Consider the following 23,738-nt stretch of genomic DNA (forward strand, 5'->3'; position numbering starts at 1 on the left):
GACAAATCCCCGCGACCCATGACTGCCCCCCAAAAAGCAGTCTTGAATCAGAAGAAGGCCGGTTTGGGAATCCCTTTTGTCAACACGGCCTAATTAGACGGTTTTGAGCTTTGGGTAGGACCAAGTGAGACAGATGCTGACTGGTCGGTCAGGCCATCTGAACCTCAAACAACGATCATCCAGTTCTCATCTTCATCATCTTGGGTGCACCATTCTCCATTGCTCGCTACAGCGCGATATCGCTTCCGGTGGTACGCTGCCGTCCCTCGCTTCAAACTTGGGTGTCAGCTTTGGGGTGGTTAGCCGTCACAGCCAGCTCCCCCCTCGTCACTCCGGACTTGATCCGGGGTCCATGACTTCGACGCCGCGATGGATCCCGGATCAGGTCCGGGATGACGAAGCTAAATGAGCGCTCAGAATATTGCCGAACCGGGTTCGAAAACGGACCAGCGTCCAGCATGCTATCCCACGGCGTCGGCCACGTTCTTGGTTTCCACATTGTGATATTCGACGACGTTCGTGCGATTTGTTTCGCCTCCGCTGCACAAGCCTGCTTTCGCAACCTTTACTGCGGCCTGCGTCCGGTTGGCGACATCGAGGCGATTGAGCAAAGCGCGCACGCGGACTTTCACAGTGTTGACCGACGTGCGCTCCTCGCGTGCGATTTCCTTGTTGGACATGCCCGACCCCAGGTAACGCAGCAGCCGCCACTGCGAAGCGACCAATCCAGCATTCAAAATGTCGTTGCGTTCTTCAGAAAGGACGATGTCGTCGTGGTCGTCCAGACGCACCTCATGACCATGCGCGGACAAGCCGACAAGATGAGTGAGCGCGTGGCGCGAGAGGTTCAGACCGGTCAACGACATTCGCGCCTTCAGGTCCATCAACCGTGCCAGCAGCGGCGAATTGTGCCGGTCGCTCATCAAGATCCAGTGCGATTTCCGAAACGCCTCCGCGTTGGCAGCATCGCGTTGGATATCCTCGCCGTCATTGCCCGTGTCGACATAGATCACGATATCGGGGTCGAAGTTCAGCTCATCGCGCAAATTCGATGAAAGGATCGCGGCGGCCGCGACAATCGCGCCCGAACGACAATCGATGGCATCGGTAACCGCTTCGCGTAGAAGCGTTTCGCGGCACAGGACGAGCACGGAGTAGGTCGAGTCTAACATAAAGCCCCTCAGCTTATCGATCCGGCTGGGCAAACTGCGACCCGAGAGGTTTGCGCCAGATAGTTGGAGGCGGCGCCCCTGCGCCTAAACCCCCACCACTTTGACCAATGACTTGGTCATTTGGGGGCGCCGTCTTCAAAACGAATCGGAATTGTTCGCCCCAACTTTACACTTTACGCGATGTTAACGGCGAATCAAGGTTGCACAGACAGCAGACCGAAGCCGTAGCGGGACGGCATTTCTGATTTCGGCTGTTTCGCGACGCTGACCATCAGGAATGGATTCCAGTGGCTGCACCACGCTTTGGGACAGCGCTGATATCTTAAGTTCTAAAATCCCCCCACTTGGATAAGAGCCGGCTTGCCGGCGTGCAAGCCTGCGCCATCAGCGTCCCGCAGCGAATCCCCTGTTCCGATTTCCGTACGATTCTGGCGCGTTTAACTTGCAAATTGAGAGGCAAGGTGGGGCGACCAATGACAATAAGACCCCGCGACGTCGCTTGGCTGGTTTCGGCCATGTCTCTCTTTTTGTTAAAAAATGAGGAAAGGACTTGATCATGAAAAATGCAATCTTCCTGGCAGCGCTTCCGCTCGCCCTGGCGGCGGTTCCTGCTGCGGCGCAGGATTCGGAAAGCTATGCCATCAACCTCAGCGGCTCGGTCGCCAGCAATTGCGAACTCGTCCCTGAAGGATCGGGTTCGTACAATGTCGATATGCTCGACACCGGCAACCAGGGATCGCTGACCATTCTCTATTCGTGCAACTCTCCCTACACGGTGTCGCTGACGTCCTTGAATGGCGGCATGGAGCATCAGGAAAGCAGCGGCGCGGTGAACATCGACTATGATGTCGAATCGATCGGCTTCGGCAACGCCGGCGGCGTATCGAGCGTCAATTCGGCCGCGATCACCAGCCCGACCGTCATCGGCACCAACAATGATTGGGAAAATATCCTGACCAATGGTGGCGTCCGTACCGGAAACCTCGACCTCAGCTTCGACAGCCTTTCCGAATATGCGGTTGCCGGGACGTACGAAGACACGCTGACCATCACGCTGGCAGCAAATTATTGACGGTCCCCCCGGCTTCATGGCGGACGACCCCCCATGAGGCACCCGGTGCAGGTTGGATGGGGCTTTGCTCCATCCGGCCTGTGCTGGCGTTTGCGGGATCGCCGATACGGGAGTTCATTTGGGTCCAATCATTTGGGGGGAGGCCGGTTTGTTCAGGAAAATCTTCGCGTTCATTGCGGGAGCCGCCATACTGGCGGTCGGGACGCTGGTTCCGTTGGGAGCCTATGACCTCACGCCGATTGTCGTTCAGCTGCGGCCGAGTGGCGCCGCGTCGGCCCAGCAGATGACGATTACAAATTCGCATGAACAGCCGATCGCGATCGAGGTGAAAGCGTACAAGCGCGAGCAGCTTGCCGACGGAACCGACCGGCTGGTGCTCGAAACGCAAGATATTCTCATCACGCCGCCGCAAATGGTGATTGCGCCCAAATCCAGCCAGACCTTCAAGGTTCGCTGGGTAGGCGATCCCAGCCCGGAACGCGAGCTTGCCTACCGCATCGTGACCACCCAACTGCCCATCAAATTCAAATCCCGGAAAACGGGCGACACGACCGCCAATGTGAGTCTGGCCTATCGTTACGAGGCGGCATTATATGTGACGCCGCCGGGCAAGGTTCCCGATGCGTCACTCGCTCAAATACAGGAAACGACCGACAGTAGCGGCCAGACATGGCTCGAGCTGTCGATCAAGAATGATGGTAGCGCGCGCGCGCTGATCGACAAACCCACGCTGCTATTGCATTCGGCCGGGGGGAGCAGCGTAACGCTGACCGGGGCGCAATTGGCGGAGCTTCAAAACCTCAATGTTCTGGCCGGCAGCGAGCGCAAGGTTCGCCTTCCCTGGCCAGACAACCTGCCGCGCGGCCCGGTCACCGGCGAGCTTCAGAAAACCTACACGATCTTAAAGTGAGCGGGGCGCGATGGAACGGCCATGGGCGCGCAATTCGAGCCAACAAGAACGCCATGGCGACCGGACCGGACATTCAGAGCGTCCGCAGGCGTCGTCGCAATCGCGATCGGCCTTTACGTCGGCCCGCTCCATGCTGCGGTGGCGGAGGTCGACCAGAGCATCTCTGAAGTTGGCGACGATCTGAAAGTCGATCCCGCCGATATCGCAGACGCCAGCGACGGCGACCTCGATGTCGATGCATCGACCGACGACATCTACCGCCAAGTGTTCGGCACCGAACGCCCGACGCTCGGTCTCGGCGACTATGCGGTACAGATTTCGAACATCTATGTCGGCGATTTTGCGATCTCGCCCGGCCCCGCCGACAGCGGCAGTATCGAGGCCCGTTTCGTACGCGAGACGCTGGTGCCATTGATAGTGAACGAAAAGCGCGCGGCCTTCGAGGCGCTGGCCGACAATGCGAAAATCGTAAGTTTCGATGCGCTGCGCGATGCGGGCATCCAACTGCAGTTCGACAATGCACGGCTGGTGCTGCAGATCGACATACCGAACGAAATGCGAGGCGTTTCCGACTTATATATCCGATCGATCCGCCGACGCGACGAGCTTCAACGCATACCGCAAAGTCGCGTTTCGGGCTATGTCTCCGGCCGTGTGGGGCTGACGTTCGTCGAAGACGCGACCAGCGATATCGAAGGCCATTATCGGACCGTCGCCGACGTGGATGTTGCCATGAACATCCACGGCATCGCCGCCGAAGCCGAGTTTCGCTACGATGATCGCGCGCAACGAAAATTCAGGCGCGGCGACGTGCGGCTGACCTATGACGACCGCGCTTCGCTCATCCGGTACGAGGTGGGCGATTTGACGATCGGGCGGCGTCCGTTTCAACTGGCGCCGCGAATGGCCGGGGTTTCGGCGTTTAGAAAATATACCATCAACCCCTATCTCGATATTCGCCCGTCTCCCGAACAACAGTTTCAGCTTGAACGGGATGCGCGGGTCCAGGTTTTCGTGAACGGCGTTCCCACCCGCAGCTTCGACCTGGGGAGCGGACGCTATAATCTGCGCGGTTTTCCCCTGGTTTCATCGGCGGCGAACGATGTCGAGTTGTTGATTACCTACGCCAGCGGCGAAACCGAGCGCCTGCTGTTCCCAGCCTTTTTCGATATCGACCTGCTGAAGCCGGGGTTGCTCGATTTTGCGGTGAATGCCGGGGTGCCATTTCGCGACGAAGGCGGCGTACGGCGATACGACACGGGCAATTACAACATGACCGGCTATGTCCGCTATGGGATTTCAGAGGCGCTGACCCTTGGAGCAAATTGGGAGGGCGACCGGTATTTCAGCAATGTCGGCGTGGAAACGCTCTGGGCAACCCGGTTCGGCACATTTGCTTTCAATCTCGCGACCGACGTTCGCGTTCCGGGATTGGACAGCGGACGCGCCTCGCTCCAATATCGCTGGCGCGAGGGCGATCCGGCGCGCGACCGGACAATCGATGCGTCGCTGACGATGACGGGGCGCAATTTCCGGACCCTCAACAATATTACCGGCGGCGATTTTGTCGCCAAGCTGGCGCGGTTCCGGATCAGCCAGCGCGTGAGTACGCGCGGCCGCGCCCAAATATACGGAGCCTATGAAGACTATCGCGGTTTTCGCGACAGCTACAGCGTCGGCGTCAACTATCTCCATCAATTTCGCTTCGGCAACCTGTCGGGAAGCGTCGAGTATCGACGTACATCGGAGAAATCGGGACTGGGTTTCAGCGTGGGGATGACCATACCCTTCGGGCGCGCGTCGCTGACGGCATCGTTCGACAGCCAGGACAATAATGCGCGCGTTTTCTATAATCAGGTCGGGGCGAATGGCATCGGCAGCATGTCGCTCAACGCGGCCATCGAACGGCGCGATGGCGCCGACCGACAATTTGTCCGCGCATCCTATTTCGGCAACCGGTTCGAGGCCACAGCCGAACAGACGGCGCGCAACTATTTCTCGGATGGCGGCCGCGACCTGCGGAGCGACCTGACTTTCGGTACGGCGCTGGTGATGGCCGACGGCCATTTCGCACTCAGTCGGCCAGTCACCAACAGCTTTGCGATATTCGACGCCGACAGCGCTGCGGGTGATCATCAATTGTTCGTTGAGCCGCGGGTCGGTTTCGGTTCGGCCGATGTGACCTATTCGGGGAAGAGCGGCGCGCTGGGTCCAGCGGTGGTCACAACACTTACCCCCTATTTCAATCGCGCGATCCAGGTCGACGCCCCCGATGCGCCGGCCGGCAGCTCACTGGGCGGCGAAGTGTTCGTTCTTAATCCCGGCTATCGCAGCGGCTATTATATTACGGTCGGCAATGACCGGAATGTCTCGATCGTCGGCAATTTGACCGACCGTGATGGCGATGTCCTTGCGTATGTCGCGGGAGAGGCGGTGCTGCTCGACGGGAATGCGGAGAGCGCGGAACCCGATGCCGACACGCATATTCCGTTGTTCACCAACGCGGCAGGGCGGTTTTTCGTCGAAGGGGTCGAAGCGGGAAAAAGCTATCGACTTATGATCGATGTCGACGGGCGGACGATCAGCGCAACCGTAGCCGTACCTGAAGATGCCGAAGGAATTTTCCGGCTCGATACGCCGATCCGCTTTGACATGGACGCGGCCCGCCGCAGCGAGGAGAATGAAAATGAATAATCGATCTTGGGGCCCTTTGGCGATTATCGCATTGTTCGCGGCCAGCGGCGACGCGGCGCGCGCGCAGGATGTCATCGATGGAAGCGGGGGGCCGTGCCGCCTCGATCTAAGCCTGGCGGGCGGCGTCGATTGGTTGGGACCAGTCGGCCGCGGTTACGACATATTTTCCAAAGCCGAATCCTATGAAAGCGTCACGGTCGAAATTCGGCATAGCGGGGCAGCCTGCCGCTTTTTCCTGACGGGTTTTGACCGGTCGGCGGGTGGCAGGCCTTCCCTTGCCAACGGATCGAATGAACTTGTCTATGACGTGCTGCCGACCGCAAACGGTCCCTCGCTCTTGAGCCCCGACTATTTCGGGTCGCAACAATCGAGGATCGAGGGAATGTTTCCCGCGGGTTCGAGCGTGCAAGTCGTCGCATTGCTCGTCGCGATCCCTGCCGGGCAAATCGTCCGTAGCGGGCGCTATCAGGGACAGGCGATGCTGCGTCTCTTTTCGGATATCGAAGGCAACCCTCAACTCCAGGGGGAAGCTCCGTTGACGATCACGACGCGCGTGCCGTCCGCACTCGTGGTCAATTCCCCGGATTTCGGCGGCGGGGCACGCGAGACCAATATCGACCTAGGCGATTTGAACGGCGCTGCGGAGCGCGAGGTGCAATTCGAGATGCGAGCCAACGCTGACGTCAATATGAGTTTTCATTCGGCAAGCGGCGGCGTCCTCTCGCATGCGAATGGCGCGCCCGGCGTTCGGTACGAAGTTCTGGTTCGCGGCGCACCCGTCGATATCGCATCGCGCGACATGGTGATGTTGCCGTTCCGACCCGACGGGCTGGATTATGATATTCCGGTGCAATTTCGCGTTCCAGGTCAAGGCGCAAGCCGCGCCGCCGGTCAATATCACGACACCTTGACGATCACATTCAATGTACCGTGACCGACGCGGAACGGGATAGGCGCCATTTGCTGCCAGTCGGGCAATTGCCCGCTATCGGCCGCTGACCCTGGCTCGCGGCGGAACGTCCGCTCTCCGTGGGAGAAGGCGGGTTGGGAGAAGGCGGGCGGCTGGGCGGATCATGTCGGCCAAGTCGAGGCCGGTTCCATATTTTACCGGTAGCGATGGAAATGCCGGGGCGGCTATGCTTTACTCGGCGCGCAATGGCCGAGCAGACACCCCGGTACAAGACCTATGACAGCCCCGCCGGCGGTTGGGGCGCGGCGGCGGCGACCGCGAAGGTACTGATGGAGCAGAGCGTCGTCGGCAAGGGCTCGCGCGCGCTGCTCGCGATGAACCAGCCCGGCGGCTTCAAATGCCCGAGCTGCGCCTTTCCCGACGCGACCTGCACCAAGAAGCTCGAATTCTGCGAAAATGGCGCGAAGGCGCTCGCGCACGAGGCGACCAAATTCCGCGTGACGCGGGACTTCTTCGCGCAGCATAGCGTCGCCGAGTTGATGGAACGGTCGGACTATTGGCTCGAAATGCAGGGCCGGCTGACCGAGCCGATGCGCTATGACGCGGCGACAGATCATTATGTGCCGGTGAGTTGGAACGACGCCTTTGCGCTGATCGGCGAGCATCTGCGCGCGCTCGATGATCCGAATCAGGCCGAATTCTACACGTCGGGCCGCACCGCGAACGAGACCGCCTTCCTCTATTCGATCTTCGTGCGCGAATATGGCACCAACAATTTCCCCGACTGTTCGAACATGTGCCACGAACCGACGAGCCGCGGGCTGCCGCACTCGATCGGGGTCGGCAAGGGCACGGTGATCCTCGACGATTTCGAGCATGCCGAGGCCATTTTCCTGATCGGGCACAACGCCGGCACAAATGCGCCGCGGATGATGACCCCGCTGGTCGAGGCCCGGGGACGCGGGGTGCCGATCGTCGCGGTCAACCCGATGCCCGAGCGCGCGCTGATCAAGTTCACCGAGCCGCAGGACATCGTCCAGATGGCGACCTTCGGTTCGACCGACATCACCAGCGAATTCGTGCATATCAAGGTCGGCGGCGATCTCGCGCTGCTGAAGGGCATGATGAAGATATTGTTCGAGCGCGAGGCCGCGGGCGAAACGGTGCTCGACCATGATTTCATCGCCGAACATACGTCGGGGTTCGATGCGCTGCGCGCCGATATCGAGGCGCTGGACTGGCCCGACCTTGTTGCAGCGGCGGGGATCGACGAGTCGCAGATCCGACGCTGCGCCGAAATCTATATCCGTTCGAACGCGACGCTCATCTGCTACGGCATGGGCGTGACGCAGCATCAGCGGGGGTCGGAGCTCGTCCAGCAGATCGCGAACCTGCTACTGCTCAAGGGCAATTTCGGCAAACCCGGCGCGGGCATTTCGCCGATCCGCGGCCATTCGAACGTGCAGGGCGACCGCACCGTCGGGATCGACGAAAAGCCGGGGGAGGAATATCTCGACCGCGTCCGCGACGTGTTCGGTTTCGAACCGCCGCGCGGCGAGGGCCATCATGCCGTCGAATCGGTGGAGGCGATGCTCGCGGGCACGGCCAAGGTCTTCATCGGGCTCGGCGGCAATTTCGTCCGGGCGGTGCCCGACACCGACCGTTCCTATGCCGCGATGCGAAAGCTCGACCTCACCGTCGGCATCGCGACCAAGCTCAACCGCGGGCACCTCGTCCATGGCAGGGACGCGCTGATCCTCCCCGTCGTCGCGCGCTCCGAACGGATCGAAACCGCGAAGGGCGAGCAGTTCGTGACGATCGAGGATTCGATGTCGAACGTCACCGCCTCGCGCGGCGTGCTCGACCCCGCGAGCCCGCACCTGCTGCCCGAGACCGAGATCGTCTGCCGCATGGCGATGGCGGCGCTGCCCGACAGCAAGGTCGACTGGGCGCGCTATATCGACGATTATGGCCTGATCCGCGACAAGATCGCCGAGGTCTATCCCGCGCTCTACGAGGGATTTTCGGAACGCATCAAGGCGCCGATGGGGTTTCACCTCGACATACCGCCGCGCCGCCGCGTCTGGGCAACGCCGAACGGCAAGGCGAATTTCCTCCTGCTGCCGGGGCTTGCGGTCAATGCGCCGGTCGCCGATCCCGACATGCTGCGGCTCGCCACCGTACGTTCGCACGACCAGTTCAACACGACGATCTATAGCTATAACGACCGATATCGCGGCGTGTATAACGACCGGATGGTGCTGTTCATGAACGCCGACGACATCGCGGCGCGCGGGCTGGAGGCAGGCGCGAAGGTCGCGCTCGAAACGATCGGAACCGACGGCATCGCGCGGCGCGTCGACGGGCTCACGATCATCGACTATCCGATGTCGCGCGGATCGGTCGCCGGCTATTATCCCGAACTCAACCCGTTGATGCCGCTTGGCCTCTACGACAAGACAAGCGGCTGCCCCGCGGCGAAGTCGACTCCGGTGCGCGTCGTCGCGATGCGCTAGCCCGACAGCCGGGCGAGGTCGGCGGGACTGTTGATATTGGGCGGCACGAAATCGCACGTCACCGCGCGCGCGCCGATCCGCCGGGCAAAGGCGCGCACCGCCAGGTCGCGTTCGTCCTCCAGCATCGCCTGCAGCGTCGCCAGCGCCGGAACCGGCCACAGCCCGATCACCGGCTGGCTGTCCAGAAAGGCGGGCGCGGGTTCGAGCAGCGCGCGGAGGTCGGCGGGCAGGCGCACGCAATCGACCGATATCGTCAGCAATTGATCGAAGCCTCCCTCCGCCGCGTGGCCAAGTGCGCCCGCAAAGGCGCCGAGCGGTCCCATGTCGGGGCGCGGCCAGTCGGCAATCCCGCCGTCGCGGCCGACGATGACCAGCGCGTCACAGTGCAGGGCCAGCGCCGCCAGCGCATGGTCGAGCAATGTTCGCCCGTCCAGCGTCGCGAGCGCCTTGTCCGACCCGAAGCGGCGCGACCGCCCGCCCGCAAGCACCGCGCCGAGCGTCCTCATCCGATCATCCCGTGCGGGTCGCTTACGACCAGCGCCGAATCCGTCCGCGCCAGCGCGACGAGCGTCAGTCCCGCCGCCGCCCCGCGCTCCGCCGCAAGGCTCGTCGGCGCCGAAATGGTGACGAGCATCGGGCACCCCGCGCGCACCGTCTTTTCGACGAGTTCGTAACTGCATCGCGCCGACAAGAGGATAAAGCCCGCCCCCGGATCGACACCCGCGCGCGCCAGCGCGCCGATCAATTTATCGAGCGCATTGTGCCGCCCGACGTCCTCGCGCACGAGCCGGATCGCGCCGTCGGGCGAACAGAAAGCCGCGGCATGGACCGCGCCCGTCGCGCGGGCGAGCGGCTGGTGATCGCCGAGCGCCGCCAGCGCCGCCGCGATGGCGGCGCGGTCCGTGGCGATCCGGGCCGTGACGGCGGGCAGGGGGCGCAGCACCTCCTCGATATTCTCGATCCCGCAGAGGCCGCAGCTGCTCTCGCTCACCCGCTTGCGCGCGCGGTCCAGCGCGATGGCGTTCCGTTCGGGCGGCAGCCATATGCGCAGCGCCCAGCCGCCCTCGACAGGATGGATATCGACGCGGCCGATCTGGCCCGGCGCCTCGATCAGTCCCTCGCCGAGTGCGAAACCGACCGCATAATCCTCGAGATCGGCGGGGGTCGCCATCATCACCGCATAGCCGATGCCGCCGACCTCGACCGACACCGGCGCCTCGACGGCGATGCTCCGCGTCAGCTCCGCATCGCCGGGTTCGGCAAGGCCCAGGCGGCGGAGGGGGAAGGCGATCATTTCGCTGCTCATGCCTGCACGATAGCCCATCGGTATCGGCTTGTCGCGACCGCGTCGCGGCTGTGGCAGCATGGGGGCGGGCTTGCCGCCGCCTGCGACGCTGTCCAAAAGTCAGTAAAAGTCAGCCCTGTGCGCCGCCCGATTGGCGGCCGCGGGGATGCGGGGCGCGCCCGGCCGCGATCACATGAAAGAGCCGGAATGAAGGCTGGCATAGCCGGATATTGTAGGAAAGGCCTTTTTGCAGACGCCGGCTTTGGGCTGGATTCCAGCCGCTCCCCTTTTCCGTTCGCATCGAGCGAAGTCGAGACACCCGTCGCTGTGGCGCCTGGCCCGATGGGCATCGCGACCTTGCTCGATGCGAACGGGTTAGGGAGGAGCGGCGGTCGATAGCTGTCTTCCTCCAGAAGCGCGCCCCATCCTGTTCGGGCGGAATCTTTAATTGCAAATGACTCGCAATAACATATAAGCGCGCCCGCGCCGCGTCGTGCGTGCGCTGGAAAGGGATGCAATGTACGCCTTTGTCGATCGACCGGTCGAAAGCCTCTGCAACGGCGGGCGTTTCCTGCTGTGGGCGATGCGCGCGTGGGTTTCGGCGGCCGAGCGCGGCCAATGTCCGCCGGAGAGACTTTACCGCGGGTTTTCTGCGGTCGAGGCGCTGGGCGCGCTGCCCGATTTCCATATCGCGATGGCGCTGCTTGCCGGCGATGCGGTGGAAACGCTGGCGCTCGCGCCGATGCCATGCCTCCAGATTTCAGAGGATGAAGCAATTCTGCTTGGACTCTGGCGCGATTTTTCGCTTGAGAGCACCGCAAATGCCCATGCGACGCTGGCCCTGCTGGCCGCGGAACACCGCGTCGGCGCGATCGCGAGGGCTATGGGCGCCGCGGCCCATCGGCTGATCGCAGCGGGATTCGACATGCCGTCCCTCGCGGCCGGCACCACGACATATCAGGAAAGTCCAAGTGATGAGTGACCGTATTGCCGAAGCCGCAAAGCTCGCCCCCTCCGCCTCGCTGACGGTCGAAGAGGTGCGTTCGGTGCGCCACTGGAACGAGCATCTGTTCAGTTTCACCATCACGCGTCCGCCCAGCTTTCGTTTCCGTTCGGGCGAGTTCGTGATGATCGGCCTGCCCGGCGAGGGGCGCCCGCTGCTGCGCGCCTATTCGATCGCCAGCCCCGCTTATGCCGACGAGCTGGAATTCCTGTCGATCAAGGTGCCCGACGGCCCGCTGACCTCGCGGCTCCAGCTGATCCAGCCGGGCGACCCCGTCTATCTCGGCCGCAAGCCGACAGGGACGCTCGTCGCCGACGCGCTGCTGCCGGGCAAGCGGCTGTTCATGCTCTCGACCGGCACCGGGCTCGCGCCCTTCCTCAGCCTGGCGCGCGACCCGGACATCTATGAGCGGTTCAACCAGATCGTCATCGTGCATTGCGTGCGGCAAGTCAGCGACCTGGCCTTCCGCGACGAGCTGGAAAGCCAGCTCGCGGGCGATCCGCTGGTGCAGGACCAGGCGTTGCTGCAATTTCATTATCTGCCGACGGTGACGCGCGAGCCGTTCCGGACGACGGGTCGTATCGACGCGCTGATCGACGATGGGTCGCTCTTTGGCCACCCGCTCACCGGACCGACCGAGCTCGATCCCGAAAGCGACCGCATCATGATGTGCGGCAGCATGGCAATGATCCGCGACTTGCAGGCCCGCTTCGAGGAACTGGGCTTCAAGGAAGGGTCGAACGCGTCGCCGGGCGATTTCGTGATCGAGCGCGCATTCGTGGGCTGAGACCAGATCCCGTCAAGGCTTGTCGGCGTAGGCCTTCACCAGATCGAACATATAGTCGCGCCCGACATAGACCGAGCGGACTTCCATGCGTTCGTTGAGGCCGTGCGCGCCATTGCCATCGGGGTCGCCCCACATGCCGGGGATGCCATAGGTCGGGATGCCGACCGCGCCGAGGAAGGTGGCGTCGGTATAGCCGTTCGCCATCGACGGGATGACCTTCAGCCCCGGCCAATATTCGTCGACGAGTGTTTGCATCGGGCCGATGATTTTCGGGTCGAGCGGCGGCGCGGGCGGCGCGGGACGCTTGGGGGGCAATTGAGTGATCGTCACGCCGGGGTTGCCGATCACGCGCGCGAGTTCGTCCCGGATCGATTCGATGCTGTGCCCTGGAAATATGCGGCAGTTGATGTTCGCGCCCGCGCGCTGCGGCAGGGCGTTGGGGGCGTGGCCGCCGTCGAGCAGGGTCGCGACGCAGGTGGTGCGCAAATTGCTGTGGAGGAACGGGTCCTTGCCCACGATTGCCTCGGCCGCCTTGTCGGCGGGGTTTTTCGACAGCGCCACCATCGCCGCGCCCGTTTCGTCGCCGCGTGCCGCACCCGCTTCGGCAAAGAAGCGCCGCGTCGTGTCGGTCATCTCGACGGGGAATTCATGTTCCTCGATCTTGGTGATCGCGCGCGCGAGTTCGTAGATCGCATTGTCGGGCACCGGCGCCGAGCTGTGGCCGCCGGGGTTGCGCGTTTCGAGGCGGAAATTGGCGAAGGTCTTTTCGCCGACCTGCACCGACTGTCCCAGCATCTTGCCCTTGCCGTCGCTGTCGCCGCCGCCGCCTTCGTTCAAGGCAAATTCGGCGTCGATCAATTCGCGCCTGTTCGCGGCGAGCCATTCGACTCCGTTGAACGCGCCGTTGGTTTCCTCGCCGCAGGTCAGCGCCATCTTCACGGCGCGTTTGGGCTTGTAGCCCGCCTGCTGGAAGCGGATGAGCGTATCGACCCACACCGCCGCCTGCGCCTTGTCGTCGGCGGTGCCGCGACCATAGAAATAGCCATTTTCCTCGACCATCACAAAGGGATCGCGTTCCCAGTCGGCGCGCTTCGCCTCGACGACGTCGATATGCGCGACGAGCAGGATCGGCTTCGCGGTCTTGCTAGTGCCCGGATAGATGGCGACAAGGCCGCCTTCCTTCGGATTTTCGGGGGTCGCGAAGAGGGTAAGCTGGCTGCCGGGAATGCCCGCCGCCTTCAGCCGCGCCGCCATGCGTTCGGCGGCCAGCGTGCAGCTGCCCGACGACAGCGTCGTGTTGGTTTCGACCAGTTCCTTGTAGATTTCGCGAAAGGCAAGCTGGTCGGGGCGCGGCTGGACCTCGGCGGCGGTCGCGGGCGCCGCAAGCAGCAAGGCGGACGTCAGCAGCGCGGAAAATTTCCTCATCGATATTCCCCCATTTGGTTGTTGCTAGGGAGCAGAAAGATGGCGCTGCGGCAAGCCGCGATGCGCGCCCCCTTGCGCAGCGAAGGGCTTTGGCCCAATCCGGGCGGGGGAGAGGAGCCACAGTGACCAAGATCGATGACGACCCGCCGGGGTTGGTGGCGCGCGGCGTGCGCCGGTTGTTGCTCCTGCTCTACCGGATGCGCGGATGGAAGGCCGAAGGCGTCGTGCCCGAGCCGCGGCGGTTCGTGCTGATCGCCGCGCCGCACACGAGCAATTGGGACTTCGTCAATTTCCTGGGGCTCGCCGGCGACCTTGGGCTGAAACCGCATTTCATGGGGAAATTGTCGCTGTTCCGTTGGCCGCTCGCGCGGTTCATGAAACAGATGGGCGGCATCGCCATCGACCGGCGCGGCGGGACCAATGTCGTGCAGCAGATGGTCGATGAGTTCGCGCGGCGCGCCGAATTCATTCTGACCGTCGCGCCCGAAGGGACGCGCGGCAAGACGAAGAAATGGCGCACCGGATTCTACCAGATCGCAATGGCGGCGAAGGTGCCGATGGTCGTCGGCATCATGGATTATGGACGCAAGACCGGCGGGCTCGGCCCATCGATCTGGCCCAGCGGCGACTTTCGCGCCGACATGTTGAAGGTGCTGGAAATCTACAAGGGCTGCATCCCCAAATTTCCCGAGCGCGCCGTGCAGTCGATCGATGATATAGTCGGAGCCGACGAGGAACGGGATATGCGCGCATGAGTGACGTCCTATTGCTGCTTGCGACCAATTTCGCCGGATTGATCGGCGTCATCCTGATCCTGTGGGGTATCGCGGTCGTCATCCGCGACGTGTCGTTCATCGATGCCTTCTGGGCGTTCGGCATGGTGCTGCTCGCATGGGGCGCTGCATGGCAGGCGGGGTTCGACGCGCCGCATGCGACGCTGCTGCTGGGCCTCACGACCTTGTGGGGGCTGAGGCTCGCGGTCCACCTGACCCTACGCTGGGCGCGCGAAGGCGAGGATCCGCGCTACCGCAAGATCCTCGCGCACACGATGGAGAAGCGGAAATGGAGCTGGGCGAAGGCGGCGCTGCTCACCGTGTTTCTGACGCAGGCGCCGCTGCTGTTCGTCACCTGCCTGCCCGCGCAGATCGGCATCTGGGCGAGCGCCCGTGCGCCGCTGGAAAGCGTGGGGATCATCGGCTGGGTCGGCGCTGCCGCCGCGCTGATCGGCATCGCGTTCGAAAGCATCGGCGATGCGCAGCTCGATGCGTTTCGCAAGAATCCGGCGAACAAGGGCCGGGTGCTCGACACCGGCCTGTGGCGCTACACGCGCCACCCCAATTATTTCGGCGACGCGCTGGCCTGGTGGGGCATCTGGCTCGTCGTCCTCGACCTTGGCTCGGGGCCGGCGCTCGCGAGCCTGATCGGGCCGGTCTTCCTGACCTTCACGCTCACCAAATGGTCGGGCAAGGCGTTGCTGGAGAAGGGACTGCACAAGACGCGGCCAGATTATGCCGCCTATGTCGCGCGAACGTCCGGATTCATCCCATGGCCGCCAAAGACCAAGGCTTAGGTGGCGAGGAACGCCCCGCCGACGTATCGGCGCTGGGCGACGCGCCGCGCATCCGCGCGATCCTGACCGCGGCTGCGCGCGAGGGGCGCAGCGTCAGCTATTCGGAGCTGCTCGGCGATTTGGGCTTTCGTTTCACCCGGCCCAAGATGCGCGCGGTCTGCCGCACGCTCGAGGAGGTCGACCGCCTCTGCGCGCTGGACGGCGAACCCGACATGGCGGTGCTGGTGGTGCGCGAAAGCGACCGGCTGCCCGGACAGGGCTGGTGGGTTGGCGGAACGGCGCTTTTGCTTGGCTATGACGGGCCGTGGGAGGGCGCCGCGGCGGCACGGTTCATTCGCGAGCAACAGCAGGCGGTGTTCGATTATTGGGCGGGGCGATAGGCCGCTTCCGACGGGTTGCGGAGGTTCGAGGAACGCGCATCTGTCGCGACAATAATCGCTTGTTATCAATTCCTCGCTTAAACTGACTCGATGTGCGAGCCCACGTCCTCATTCCAGCGAGAAACTCCCGAATGGAAGGTCTGTCGGCACCTAATCCGGCTACTGTTAGAGCTGGATAACAACACACTTGAGGCTTTTGACGATGACGGCCGCTTGGGGTTCTATTCGGAGTTCAGCCACGATCAGAGCCCAATGAATTTTCTTGTCGACCTAGGAGTATTGGAGGGTGGTTGGGTTCGATGGAGATTAATGGAGCCGGACTTCGACCGTTGCGCTGATATACTGCATCAGTCGGCACCGTTTGATGGTGTTCTTCGCGCGTTGGTTTCGACAACGATTTACAATAATCTTCTGTCAGAAACGCCTCAGCCGTTCGAGCTACCCTTGGGTGCTCCATCATTTGGGAAACCCATAATCGGTCCGATTTTGGATAATTTGAAATCGCTAATGAGCGAGCTTGTCACGCTCGGATATGCGCGCCGAATTAATGGGCAAAATAGGGATGGTGAGCTCTATTGGTGGACGGCCCGGATGGAGCCTGCATTAATCGCTAATTATGCGCGCGGCTGGAATACGAACTGAACCGGCCCCAACGGCAGCTTCCCACCCCAAAGCGGAAATTAGCTTATTTCTTCAGCCCGATCTCACGTAGCCGTTCCTGCAGATAGTCGTCGGCGGTGATCGGCGTCGGGTAGAGGTTGGGATGTGCGGCGTCGATGCAGCTTTCGAGCGTCTCGATCGGATAGTCCGAACGGAAATGCAGGAAGAAGGGCATCGAGTAACGCGCGACGCTGGCGCGGCCTTCGTCGGGGTTGCGGACGCGGTGCGTGGTCGAGGGCAGCTTGTTGTTGGTCAGCCGCTGGAGCATGTCGCCGACATTGACCGCCATCGCGCCCGGCGGCGGCGAGACGGGAAGCCAGCTGCCGTCCTTGTCGAGGATTTCGAGGCCCGCTTCCTCGGCGCCAAGCAGCAGGGTGATCGTGTTGATATCCTCATGCGCTTCGGCGCGGATGCCCTTCGCGGGGGCTTCGACCGGCGGGTAATGGAGCAGGCGCATCACGCTGTTGCCGTCCTTCACCGTGTCGTCGAAGAAATCGGGGGCGAGGCCGAGGTAGCGCGCGATGCCCGAGAGCAGGCGCCCGCCCACACGGTCGAATTCGGCGAAGAGCTTGTCATAGGCGGTGCGAAAGCCCGCGACCTCGGCTGGCCAGACATTGTTCGGCTGCTGCGCGGCGAGAGGGTGGCCGGGGGGCAGGTCGCGGCCGACGTGCCAGAACTCCTTGAGGTCGACTTCCTTCGCGCCCTTGGCGATTTCGGTTCCGAAGGGGGTATAGCCGCGCGCGCCGCCGCCGCCGGGGATGTGATAGGCGCGCTTGACCTCCTCGGGCAGCGCGAAAAATTCCTTCGCCTTGGCCCAGGCTTCGTCGATCAGACGGGGGTCGATGCCATGGTCGGTGATCATCGCGAAGCCGAAGCGTTCGAACGATGCCCCGAAATCCCTCGCGAACTGGTCGGCGGGAAGCGACATCGAAATGACGGGTACGGCAGCGGTCATGAAAAATGCATCCATTCGATAAGGGCGGCACCCTTCGGGGCGCATATGAGTCGCGATTTAGGCGCTGCGGCGCGCGGGTTAAAGGGAAAAAGGCGGTTTCGCCACGTGCGTGGCTCGGCTAAGCCCGTGGCCATGGCAAAGCAATATTGGCTGATGAAATCCGAACCCGACGCTTATGCGTGGGACCAGCTTGTGCGTGAAGGCAAGGGCATGTGGGACGGCGTGCGCAACCACACCGCGAAGCTCAACATGATGGCGATGAAGAAGGGCGACGAGGCGCTCTTCTATCACAGCAATATCGGCAAGGAATGCGTCGGGATCATGGAGATCGTCGAGGAGCATTCGCCCGACCCGACCGCCGACGAGGGATCGCCCTGGGTGATCGTGCGCGTCGCCCCCGTGCGTGCGCTCAAGCATCCGGTGACGCTCGCGGCGATCAAGGCCGATCCCAAGCTCGCCGACATGGATCTGATCCGGCAATCGCGGCTGTCAGTCGGGCGCGTCACCCCCGCCGAGTGGAAACATATATTGAAAAAGTCGGAAAAGCCCGCGGACTGAACCCGCTCGCGCTTATTTCGCCAGCTTGGCCTTGAGATGGTCGGCGACCGAGGCGTGCAGCGGATTGACGAACTCGCAGCCGTAATTGTTGCCGTCCTGGCGGCGCACGACGGCCTGGACCGGTTGCAGCCCCGGCAGGTTCACCCAGATATGCTTGCCGATCGCCTGGCGCGAAAAGGTGAACATGCGAAAGCCGTTCGCCGACAGGTCGAACAGTTCGGCATCGAACGGATTGGAGCCGGCTTCGCGAAAGCGGGCGCGTCCGTCGATCGACGCGCGTTCGTCGCGTCGCGCCGACGCGGGCGCTTTCGTGGTTTCGAGGGTGCGATTTCCCAACATTCCTATGGTCCCGGCAATGCTCTTGATTCGCCCGTTCTTACGCCGCCGTTGGTTACCCCAAAGTGAAGGAATATGGTGAAATTCTCCTATAGCGGCGGCAGGTCGCCGACCGCCATCAAATGGCTGGGAAAGGGGACGACAAGCTGGGCCGCATCGCGCCATTCGGCAGTCAGCCAGCGCTCATGATCCTCGTCATGCAGGATCAGCGGCATCGCGCCGGGACCGAGGCGATCGAGCAGGCCGTTCGGATCGGTCGTCAGCATTGCGAAGCCCGGCCAATCTTCATTCTGGCGCTGGATGCCGGCGAAGGCGAATATCGCCCGGCCCGTAACCGATGCCCAGCGCTGGCGCCGCGCCCCCGCCGGTCCCGACCACAGGGCAAAGCTTGTCGCCGGGATCAGGCAACGCAGTTCGGGATGGCGCAGCGTGCCGATCCAGAAGGGGCTCGCGAGGTTGCGGACGGTGGCGACGGGCTCGACGCCCTGCGGCGGGGGCGGGACCCCCCACAGTTTCGGCCGCAGGTAGCGGCGCGAGCCGCCGCGGCTGTCGGGGACGATGACCGGGGCGGGACGCCCGGGCGCGACATAGTCGCCCGTCCACGGATCGTCGCCCGCATCGACGCCAAAGGCCGCAGCGACCGCGCGCGCCGGGGCATCGAGACGATAGAGGTTCATGCGGCTTGATCGCCGCGCGGCATCGGGCTGTCAATCGGCGCGGCGCGGCGGTTTTACTTGTCCCAGGGAGACTTGTCGGAGTCCGGTTCGGTTTCGCTGAAGCTGCCGCCTTCGGCGGCGCGGTCGGCCGCGACCATCACGCCCGCGCCCATCATGCTGCACCCGACAAAGCCGAGGATCGTCAGGCATCCGAGGCCCATCAGGATCGATTTCACCACTTCGGCCATCGCGCTGCTCCGTCGTTGTTCCGGCGGCAGGGATAAGAGGCGTGTGTGAAAATCGCGTTTACTGATCGGTCCTTACGCGGCCGCGGCCCGCCTTGATGCTGCTGCGCGCTTTCTTGCTATCGACGCGGCGGGCCTTGGCGGCCTTGCTCGGCTTGGTCTTGATTCGCTTTTCGGGACGCACGAGCGCGGCATCGATCAGCTCGTTCAGCCGCGCGCGGGCGTCGGCGCGGTTCGCTTCCTGGGTGCGGAAGCTGCGCGCAAGGATGACAAGCTCGCCCGCCGCGGTCATCCTGCTTCCCGCAAGCATCTTGAGGCGGCGATAGGCGTCGGGCGCGAGGCCGAGCGCGAACACATCGACGCGCAGCTGGCACGCGGTCGCGACTTTGTTGACGTTCTGGCCGCCCGGACCCGACCCGGCGAGAAACTTCTCGCTGATCGCGCTCTCGGGGATATCAGCCACGCGTGGGCTCCGCTCCCTCCGGCGCGGCAAAGCCCAGCGCGACGAAGCGGTCGGGGAAGGGAGCCTCGGCAATTACTGGCGGCTTGACGTCACGTTTTACCACCAGCCGTTCGGCGTGGAGCAGGGTGCGGGTTTTGGTGCCGCCGCGGCCATAGACGGGGTCGCCGACCAGCGGAAAGCCCAGCCCTTCGAGCGCGTGGACGCGCAGCTGGTGGGTGCGGCCGGTTTCGGGGCGAAAGCGCAGCAGGCTGCGGCCATCGACGACGCTCAGCTTTTCCCAATGCGAAATCGACGGTTTGCCTTTCGGGTCGCCGACCATCCGCCAGCCTTCCTCGGCGGTCGACACCTTGCTCAGAGGCAGGTTGATCGTGCCGCTGTCCGCATCGGGCACACCATCGACGATCGCGAGATATTGTTTTTCCACTTCGCGATCCTCGAACGCGCGGGTGAAACGCCCATGCGCCTTGGGATTGCGCGCCAGCAGCAGGCAGCCCGAGGTGTCGCGGTCGAGCCGATGGACCGCGAGCGGCCAGCGCTTGAAGCCGAACCGCAGGCTGTCGAGATGGTTTTCGAGGCTGAGGCTGCCGTCGCGCGGCGCGTCGACGGGAAGCCCCGCGGGCTTGTCGATGACGAGCGCCTCGCCGTCGAGGAAAAGGACATGATCTGAAAGGAGCATGGCGCGCTATAGGCGGGCCCGCGTTCAGTCGAAAGCGTAAACGTCGAACGTCGCGGAATCGGGGGTCGGCGATGCCTTGGCGGCTTAGGGGTGGTTAGCGGACATTCGTCTGTCGGTTTACGTTTGCGACCGCATCATCGATTTTAGCCATTTTTGACGTCGCAACGATAATCGTAGCGATTGGACAATTTATTGGTTGCGCCCTCATAATAGATAAACGCCGCTTTCTCATCCCAGTCGAGAATGCCGTTCTCATTTAGCGTGGCAATCCGCAGATCCTTCGTTTCGTTCGGGTAGCGAGCTCGATAGAGATGAAGCCCTCGCACTTTGTTCGTGGGCAACAGAAATACAGCACCCTCCAACCGTTGAGCGCCGCCTTCATACGTGGCTGTGCCGCTAGCATGCCAAAGTTCAGTCCCATCTTGTAAATATTTGCCAGTCAATCCTGCCTTAAAATCAACTTCCCTCGGTCTGTCCTTTGAATTTGGAATCGGGACCGAATGACCTTGTTGCAGCGCATTGAAAACGCAATGTAATTGGGCAGTTTCTGAGGCTGGTGAGGGTGGAAAAAGGTATCTCCCTCCCCAAAAAATCAACACCACGATTGCACCTAAGATCACGTATCTTGACAGTGCTTTCACCCTATAATTCCTCGAAGCTATCGCGCAGATATTTTAAACGAGACAGAGATTCCCCGATGTCCTTATCATGGCGTTGGATTTGGATGTCCACTATTGGTCGCTAATTGACATCGCGCTACGCGCTCAGCGGCGGTTCGCCCCTGCAACCAACCCGGCGGGAACGGTCCACGCCGGGCTGGAGCCACGCGCCGTCACTCGCGAGCCATGCGAAAGGAAAGGGCTCGGGAGACGGCGCCTCGGTTCAGGCTGCCTGCTTCAGTTCGCCGATCGCGGCGGTTGCGCGATTGAGCGCTTCGCCGTCCATCATCTGCCGATCGGCGGCGATGATCGTGACGTCGGTGAGGCCGACGAACCCGAGGACATGACGCAGATAGCCGGTCGCGAAATCATAATCGCTGCCGACCGGCACGCCGCCTGAGGCGACGACCAGATAGACCTTTTTGCCCTTCAGCAGGCCTTCGGGTCCGGTTTCGGTGTAGCGGAAGGTGCGGCGGGCGCGGGCGATCAGGTCGATCCAGGCCTTCAGCGAAGCGGGGATCGCGAAATTATAGACGGGCACGCCGATGACGATCATGTCGGCGGCTTCGAGTTCGGCGATCAGTTCGTCCGAGCCGGCGAGCAGCGCCTTTTGTTCGTCGCTGCGATCGGCTTCGTCGGTGAAATTGGCGCCGACCCAGCCTTCGGTGAGCAGCGCGGGCGGGGTGAGCGCGAGGTCGCGGTGCACGACATTGGCGCCATAGCCCTGCGAAATCAGCTGGTCGACAAGTTGGGCCGACAGCTGGCGCGTGGTCGAACCATCGTTGCGGGCGCTGGCATCGATACGAAGAATATTGGTCATGGCATTACTCCTTGGCTTTGACGGGAGGGGAGAGGCAGGGTGCCGCGAGCCATCCGTTTCCGGGGAGGCTCGCGGCGGGGTGGCCGCCGCCGGGGGAGGGGGAGGGCGGCGGCCCGGGGGCTGTTTAGAGGCTGTCCACGAGCACCAGTTCGGCATCGTCGATGGCCTCGACCTTGATCGTGCCGACATCGCGGAGCGCGATGCCGTCGCGAGGGTCGGCGTCCGCGCCATTGACCCGGATGCGTCCCTTGGCGGCGACGAGATAGGCGTGGCGTCCGCCTTCGAGGTCGTAGGAGACGCTCTCGCCGGCGTTTACCGTCGCCGCGGCGACGCGGGCGTTGGCGCGGATCGGCAGTGCATCATCGTCGCCCTCGATCCCGCTTGCGAGCGTCACGAACTGGCCCGAGCGATCATTCTTGGGAAACTGGCGCGCGCCCCAGCCGGGATTGCCGCCGTCCCGGTCGGGCATGATCCAGATCTGGAACAGCGTCGTTTCCTCATCCTCGAGGTTGAACTCGCTGTGCGTGACGCCGGTGCCCGCGCTCATCACCTGGACGTCGCCCGCTGCGGTGCGGCCGCTGTTGCCCATGCTGTCGCGGTGCGTGATCGCCCCGGTGCGGACATAGGTAATGATCTCCATGTCGCGGTGCGGGTGCGGCGGGAAACCCGACTGGGCGGCGATGGCGTCGTCGTTCCAGACGCGCAGCGCGCCCCAGCCCATCCGGTCGGGCTCGTAATAATTGGCGAAAGAAAAATGATGACGGGCGTCGAGCCAGCCATGGTCGGCGTGGCCCAGCGTGTCGAATTTGCGAATGTCGATCATCGGCCTTGTCCTTTCTTTGGTAGCCGCCCTGAGCCTTGGAGCCTGGCGGCGTTCATCTGTTGAAGACAAAATAGGCGCTTGGATCGTTTCGAAAATAGCGTAGATGGAAAACCATCGTTTCCAATCATGAGGTGTTCGTGGCGCTTCCCGATTATGAAGGCTGGGCCTGTTTCGTGGCCGTCGCCGATGGTGGCAGCTTTACCGCGGCGGCCGCCGCGCTCGGCCTGTCGAAGGCGAGCGTGTCGAAGGCGGTGACGCGGCTCGAGGCGTCGCTGGGTATCACGCTGCTGCACCGGAGCTCGCGCGTCGTCGCCGTGTCGACCGCGGGCGCGGGGCTGCTCGACGAGGCGCGGGCGATGGTCGCCGCGGCGACCGCGGCGACCGAGGCGGCGCGCGGCGACCGCGTCGACCTGGCGGGGCCGATCCGCCTCGCCGCGCCGATGAGCTTCGGGATCAAGGTGCTCGGCCCGCCCCTGGCAGCGTTCCTCGAACGGCATCCGGCGGTCGAGATCGAGGTGCTGCTGAGCGACGCGCGCAACGATCCGGTGGCCGAGGGGATCGACCTGACGCTGCGCATATCGCCGCTCGCCGATTCGAGCCTGCTCGCCCGCACGATCGCGCCGGTGACGGCGTCGGTGATCGCGAGCCCGGCCTATCTGGAGAAGCATGGAGAGCCGAAGCATCCGCTCGACCTCGCCGGCCACCGGCTGATCGGCTATGGTCACCGCCAGCGCGCGATGCCCCTCCATTTCCATCGCAAGGACGAGGAGGCGACCGTGCTGCCCACGGGGCCGCTGTTCGCAAACAACGGCGATGTCATGGTTCCGTTGATCGTCGCCGGGGTCGGGATTGCGGTGCTGCCGGACTTCATCGCCGCCGAAGCGCTGGCCTCGGGCGCGGTCGTCCCGATCCTGACCGACTGGTCGCTGCCGCAGTCGCACCTCCACTTGCTGTCGCCGCCGTCGCGGCTGCGTCCGGCGCGCGTCCGCGCGCTGTCGGACCATCTGGTCGATACGCTGAAAACGTCCTGTACCGGGGCACACGACCGATATCTGGCGCTTCACCATGATCCCAAAATGCCCTGACCGACTGTTGCAAATAGAGCGCGACTCGCGGACTTCTGCGGGTTAAATCAAAATTAACCTTTTCCCTTCATTAGTTTC

Annotated in this window: 26 protein-coding genes; 13 read left to right on the forward strand and 13 right to left on the reverse strand. The window is 63.2% G+C overall.

The window, feature by feature from the left end:
- Positions 1-461 precede the first annotated feature (461 nt).
- Positions 462-1,172 (reverse strand): LuxR C-terminal-related transcriptional regulator, encoded by a 711-nt coding sequence (locus HDC35_RS15935; protein ID WP_184648381.1) that lies wholly within the window; start codon positions 1,170-1,172, stop codon positions 462-464.
- A gap of 556 nt (positions 1,173-1,728) precedes the next feature.
- Here HDC35_RS15935 and HDC35_RS15940 point away from each other — a divergent pair.
- The 5 genes from HDC35_RS15940 to HDC35_RS15960 all read left to right on the forward strand — a co-directional run bounded on the left by HDC35_RS15940 (position 1,729) and on the right by HDC35_RS15960 (position 9,274).
- Positions 1,729-2,244, forward strand: coding sequence for a hypothetical protein (locus tag HDC35_RS15940; protein WP_184648382.1), 516 nt, complete (start codon positions 1,729-1,731; stop codon positions 2,242-2,244).
- A gap of 148 nt (positions 2,245-2,392) precedes the next feature.
- Positions 2,393-3,154, forward strand: coding sequence for a molecular chaperone (locus HDC35_RS15945; protein WP_184648383.1), 762 nt, complete (start codon positions 2,393-2,395; stop codon positions 3,152-3,154).
- A gap of 21 nt (positions 3,155-3,175) precedes the next feature.
- Positions 3,176-5,848, forward strand: coding sequence for a fimbrial biogenesis outer membrane usher protein (locus HDC35_RS15950; RefSeq protein ID WP_184648384.1), 2,673 nt, complete (start codon positions 3,176-3,178; stop codon positions 5,846-5,848).
- Complete coding sequence (locus HDC35_RS15955; protein WP_184648385.1) at positions 5,841-6,782, forward strand: hypothetical protein; 942 nt, start codon at positions 5,841-5,843, stop codon at positions 6,780-6,782. The genes HDC35_RS15950 and HDC35_RS15955 overlap by 8 nt, the downstream gene beginning before the upstream one ends.
- A 221-nt stretch (positions 6,783-7,003) precedes the next feature.
- The gene (locus HDC35_RS15960) at positions 7,004-9,274 is read left to right on the forward strand and encodes an FdhF/YdeP family oxidoreductase (protein ID WP_184648386.1); all 2,271 of its coding nucleotides are present in this window, start codon (positions 7,004-7,006) and stop codon (positions 9,272-9,274) included.
- Here HDC35_RS15960 and HDC35_RS15965 read toward each other — a convergent pair.
- A complete protein-coding gene (locus tag HDC35_RS15965) occupies positions 9,271-9,780 on the reverse strand; it encodes a molybdenum cofactor guanylyltransferase (RefSeq protein WP_184648387.1) in 510 nt (169 codons plus the stop codon). The genes HDC35_RS15960 and HDC35_RS15965 overlap by 4 nt on opposite strands.
- The gene (gene fdhD / locus HDC35_RS15970; protein WP_184648388.1) at positions 9,777-10,568 is read right to left on the reverse strand and encodes a formate dehydrogenase accessory sulfurtransferase FdhD; all 792 of its coding nucleotides are present in this window, start codon (positions 10,566-10,568) and stop codon (positions 9,777-9,779) included. The genes HDC35_RS15965 and fdhD overlap by 4 nt, the downstream gene beginning before the upstream one ends.
- A 508-nt stretch (positions 10,569-11,076) precedes the next feature.
- Between fdhD and HDC35_RS15975 the strand changes: the two genes are divergently transcribed.
- Positions 11,077-11,541 carry a hypothetical protein gene (locus tag HDC35_RS15975; protein WP_184648389.1) on the forward strand — a complete coding sequence of 155 codons (465 nt, stop codon included), beginning with the start codon at positions 11,077-11,079 and terminating at the stop codon, positions 11,539-11,541.
- Positions 11,534-12,349 carry a ferredoxin--NADP reductase gene (locus HDC35_RS15980; RefSeq protein ID WP_184648390.1) on the forward strand — a complete coding sequence of 272 codons (816 nt, stop codon included), beginning with the start codon at positions 11,534-11,536 and terminating at the stop codon, positions 12,347-12,349. The genes HDC35_RS15975 and HDC35_RS15980 overlap by 8 nt, the downstream gene beginning before the upstream one ends.
- A gap of 12 nt (positions 12,350-12,361) precedes the next feature.
- Here HDC35_RS15980 and HDC35_RS15985 read toward each other — a convergent pair whose 3' ends face one another.
- Positions 12,362-13,774 (reverse strand): M20/M25/M40 family metallo-hydrolase, encoded by a 1,413-nt coding sequence (locus tag HDC35_RS15985; RefSeq protein WP_184648391.1) that lies wholly within the window; start codon positions 13,772-13,774, stop codon positions 12,362-12,364.
- Between the two features lie 122 nt (positions 13,775-13,896).
- On the opposite strand from HDC35_RS15985, the gene HDC35_RS15990 reads away from it, so the two are divergent.
- The 4 genes from HDC35_RS15990 (at position 13,897) to HDC35_RS16005 (ending at position 16,366) form a co-directional block, all read left to right on the forward strand.
- The gene (locus HDC35_RS15990; RefSeq protein ID WP_311770787.1) at positions 13,897-14,529 is read left to right on the forward strand and encodes a lysophospholipid acyltransferase family protein; all 633 of its coding nucleotides are present in this window, start codon (positions 13,897-13,899) and stop codon (positions 14,527-14,529) included.
- The gene (locus HDC35_RS15995; RefSeq protein WP_184648392.1) at positions 14,526-15,344 is read left to right on the forward strand and encodes a DUF1295 domain-containing protein; all 819 of its coding nucleotides are present in this window, start codon (positions 14,526-14,528) and stop codon (positions 15,342-15,344) included. Before HDC35_RS15990 ends, HDC35_RS15995 begins: the two co-directional genes overlap by 4 nt.
- Complete coding sequence (locus tag HDC35_RS16000) at positions 15,320-15,724, forward strand: ribose-phosphate pyrophosphokinase (RefSeq protein ID WP_184648393.1); 405 nt, start codon at positions 15,320-15,322, stop codon at positions 15,722-15,724. Before HDC35_RS15995 ends, HDC35_RS16000 begins: the two co-directional genes overlap by 25 nt.
- A 309-nt stretch (positions 15,725-16,033) precedes the next feature.
- On the forward strand, positions 16,034-16,366 hold the full coding sequence (locus tag HDC35_RS16005; RefSeq protein WP_184648394.1) for a hypothetical protein: 333 nt from the start codon (positions 16,034-16,036) through the stop codon (positions 16,364-16,366).
- A 43-nt stretch (positions 16,367-16,409) separates the two neighbouring features.
- Here the strand turns inward: HDC35_RS16005 and HDC35_RS16010 are convergent, their stop codons facing one another.
- Positions 16,410-17,339, reverse strand: a complete 930-nt coding sequence (locus HDC35_RS16010; RefSeq protein ID WP_184648395.1) for an isopenicillin N synthase family oxygenase — start codon at positions 17,337-17,339, stop codon at positions 16,410-16,412.
- A 132-nt stretch (positions 17,340-17,471) separates the two neighbouring features.
- Here HDC35_RS16010 and HDC35_RS16015 point away from each other — a divergent pair, with 132 nt between their 5' ends.
- Positions 17,472-17,897: an EVE domain-containing protein gene (locus HDC35_RS16015; protein ID WP_184648396.1), complete on the forward strand. Its 426-nt coding sequence runs from the start codon at positions 17,472-17,474 to the stop codon at positions 17,895-17,897.
- A 12-nt stretch (positions 17,898-17,909) separates the two neighbouring features.
- On the opposite strand, the gene HDC35_RS16020 is transcribed toward HDC35_RS16015, so the two are convergent.
- The 8 genes from HDC35_RS16020 to HDC35_RS16055 form a co-directional block, all read right to left on the reverse strand.
- Complete coding sequence (locus tag HDC35_RS16020) at positions 17,910-18,236, reverse strand: PilZ domain-containing protein (RefSeq protein WP_184648397.1); 327 nt, start codon at positions 18,234-18,236, stop codon at positions 17,910-17,912.
- Positions 18,237-18,322: 86 nt separating this feature from the next.
- A complete protein-coding gene (locus HDC35_RS16025; protein ID WP_184648398.1) occupies positions 18,323-18,910 on the reverse strand; it encodes an SOS response-associated peptidase family protein in 588 nt (195 codons plus the stop codon).
- Between the two features lie 53 nt (positions 18,911-18,963).
- Positions 18,964-19,137 (reverse strand): hypothetical protein, encoded by a 174-nt coding sequence (locus tag HDC35_RS16030; RefSeq protein WP_184648399.1) that lies wholly within the window; start codon positions 19,135-19,137, stop codon positions 18,964-18,966.
- A 58-nt stretch (positions 19,138-19,195) separates the two neighbouring features.
- On the reverse strand, positions 19,196-19,597 hold the full coding sequence (gene arfB, locus HDC35_RS16035; RefSeq protein WP_184648400.1) for an alternative ribosome rescue aminoacyl-tRNA hydrolase ArfB: 402 nt from the start codon (positions 19,595-19,597) through the stop codon (positions 19,196-19,198).
- Complete coding sequence (locus HDC35_RS16040; RefSeq protein WP_184648401.1) at positions 19,590-20,273, reverse strand: RluA family pseudouridine synthase; 684 nt, start codon at positions 20,271-20,273, stop codon at positions 19,590-19,592. Before HDC35_RS16040 ends, arfB begins: the two co-directional genes overlap by 8 nt.
- A gap of 143 nt (positions 20,274-20,416) precedes the next feature.
- Positions 20,417-20,914, reverse strand: a complete 498-nt coding sequence (locus tag HDC35_RS16045; RefSeq protein ID WP_184648402.1) for a hypothetical protein — start codon at positions 20,912-20,914, stop codon at positions 20,417-20,419.
- Between the two features lie 241 nt (positions 20,915-21,155).
- Positions 21,156-21,752 carry an FMN-dependent NADH-azoreductase gene (locus HDC35_RS16050; RefSeq protein ID WP_184648403.1) on the reverse strand — a complete coding sequence of 199 codons (597 nt, stop codon included), beginning with the start codon at positions 21,750-21,752 and terminating at the stop codon, positions 21,156-21,158.
- A 124-nt stretch (positions 21,753-21,876) separates the two neighbouring features.
- Positions 21,877-22,575: a pirin family protein gene (locus HDC35_RS16055; protein WP_184648404.1), complete on the reverse strand. Its 699-nt coding sequence runs from the start codon at positions 22,573-22,575 to the stop codon at positions 21,877-21,879.
- A 137-nt stretch (positions 22,576-22,712) separates the two neighbouring features.
- Here HDC35_RS16055 and HDC35_RS16060 point away from each other — a divergent pair, with 137 nt between their 5' ends.
- The gene (locus HDC35_RS16060) at positions 22,713-23,660 is read left to right on the forward strand and encodes a LysR family transcriptional regulator (protein ID WP_184648405.1); all 948 of its coding nucleotides are present in this window, start codon (positions 22,713-22,715) and stop codon (positions 23,658-23,660) included.
- Positions 23,661-23,738: the final 78 nt, after the last annotated feature.

The sequence above is a fragment of the Sphingopyxis sp. JAI128 genome, from assembly GCF_014207235.1.
In the GTDB taxonomy this organism is placed as follows: Bacteria; Pseudomonadota; Alphaproteobacteria; order Sphingomonadales; family Sphingomonadaceae; genus Sphingopyxis.

Coding starts and splice junctions, on each gene's coding strand:
- HDC35_RS15935 (WP_184648381.1), bottom strand. CDS start 1,172: ATGTTAGACTCGACCTACTCCGTGCTCGTCCTGTGCCGCGAAACGCTT.
- HDC35_RS15940 (WP_184648382.1), top strand. CDS start 1,729: ATGAAAAATGCAATCTTCCTGGCAGCGCTTCCGCTCGCCCTGGCGGCG.
- HDC35_RS15950 (WP_184648384.1), top strand. CDS start 3,176: ATGGGCGCGCAATTCGAGCCAACAAGAACGCCATGGCGACCGGACCGG.
- HDC35_RS15955 (WP_184648385.1), top strand. CDS start 5,841: ATGAATAATCGATCTTGGGGCCCTTTGGCGATTATCGCATTGTTCGCG.
- HDC35_RS15960 (WP_184648386.1), top strand. CDS start 7,004: ATGGCCGAGCAGACACCCCGGTACAAGACCTATGACAGCCCCGCCGGC.
- HDC35_RS15965 (WP_184648387.1), bottom strand. CDS start 9,780: ATGAGGACGCTCGGCGCGGTGCTTGCGGGCGGGCGGTCGCGCCGCTTC.
- fdhD (WP_184648388.1), bottom strand. CDS start 10,568: ATGATCGCCTTCCCCCTCCGCCGCCTGGGCCTTGCCGAACCCGGCGAT.
- HDC35_RS15975 (WP_184648389.1), top strand. CDS start 11,077: ATGTACGCCTTTGTCGATCGACCGGTCGAAAGCCTCTGCAACGGCGGG.
- HDC35_RS15980 (WP_184648390.1), top strand. CDS start 11,534: ATGAGTGACCGTATTGCCGAAGCCGCAAAGCTCGCCCCCTCCGCCTCG.
- HDC35_RS15985 (WP_184648391.1), bottom strand. CDS start 13,774: ATGAGGAAATTTTCCGCGCTGCTGACGTCCGCCTTGCTGCTTGCGGCG.
- HDC35_RS15995 (WP_184648392.1), top strand. CDS start 14,526: ATGAGTGACGTCCTATTGCTGCTTGCGACCAATTTCGCCGGATTGATC.
- HDC35_RS16000 (WP_184648393.1), top strand. CDS start 15,320: ATGGCCGCCAAAGACCAAGGCTTAGGTGGCGAGGAACGCCCCGCCGAC.
- HDC35_RS16005 (WP_184648394.1), top strand. CDS start 16,034: ATGGAGCCGGACTTCGACCGTTGCGCTGATATACTGCATCAGTCGGCA.
- HDC35_RS16010 (WP_184648395.1), bottom strand. CDS start 17,339: ATGACCGCTGCCGTACCCGTCATTTCGATGTCGCTTCCCGCCGACCAG.
- HDC35_RS16015 (WP_184648396.1), top strand. CDS start 17,472: ATGGCAAAGCAATATTGGCTGATGAAATCCGAACCCGACGCTTATGCG.
- HDC35_RS16020 (WP_184648397.1), bottom strand. CDS start 18,236: ATGTTGGGAAATCGCACCCTCGAAACCACGAAAGCGCCCGCGTCGGCG.
- HDC35_RS16025 (WP_184648398.1), bottom strand. CDS start 18,910: ATGAACCTCTATCGTCTCGATGCCCCGGCGCGCGCGGTCGCTGCGGCC.
- HDC35_RS16030 (WP_184648399.1), bottom strand. CDS start 19,137: ATGGCCGAAGTGGTGAAATCGATCCTGATGGGCCTCGGATGCCTGACG.
- HDC35_RS16040 (WP_184648401.1), bottom strand. CDS start 20,273: ATGCTCCTTTCAGATCATGTCCTTTTCCTCGACGGCGAGGCGCTCGTC.
- HDC35_RS16050 (WP_184648403.1), bottom strand. CDS start 21,752: ATGACCAATATTCTTCGTATCGATGCCAGCGCCCGCAACGATGGTTCG.
- HDC35_RS16055 (WP_184648404.1), bottom strand. CDS start 22,575: ATGATCGACATTCGCAAATTCGACACGCTGGGCCACGCCGACCATGGC.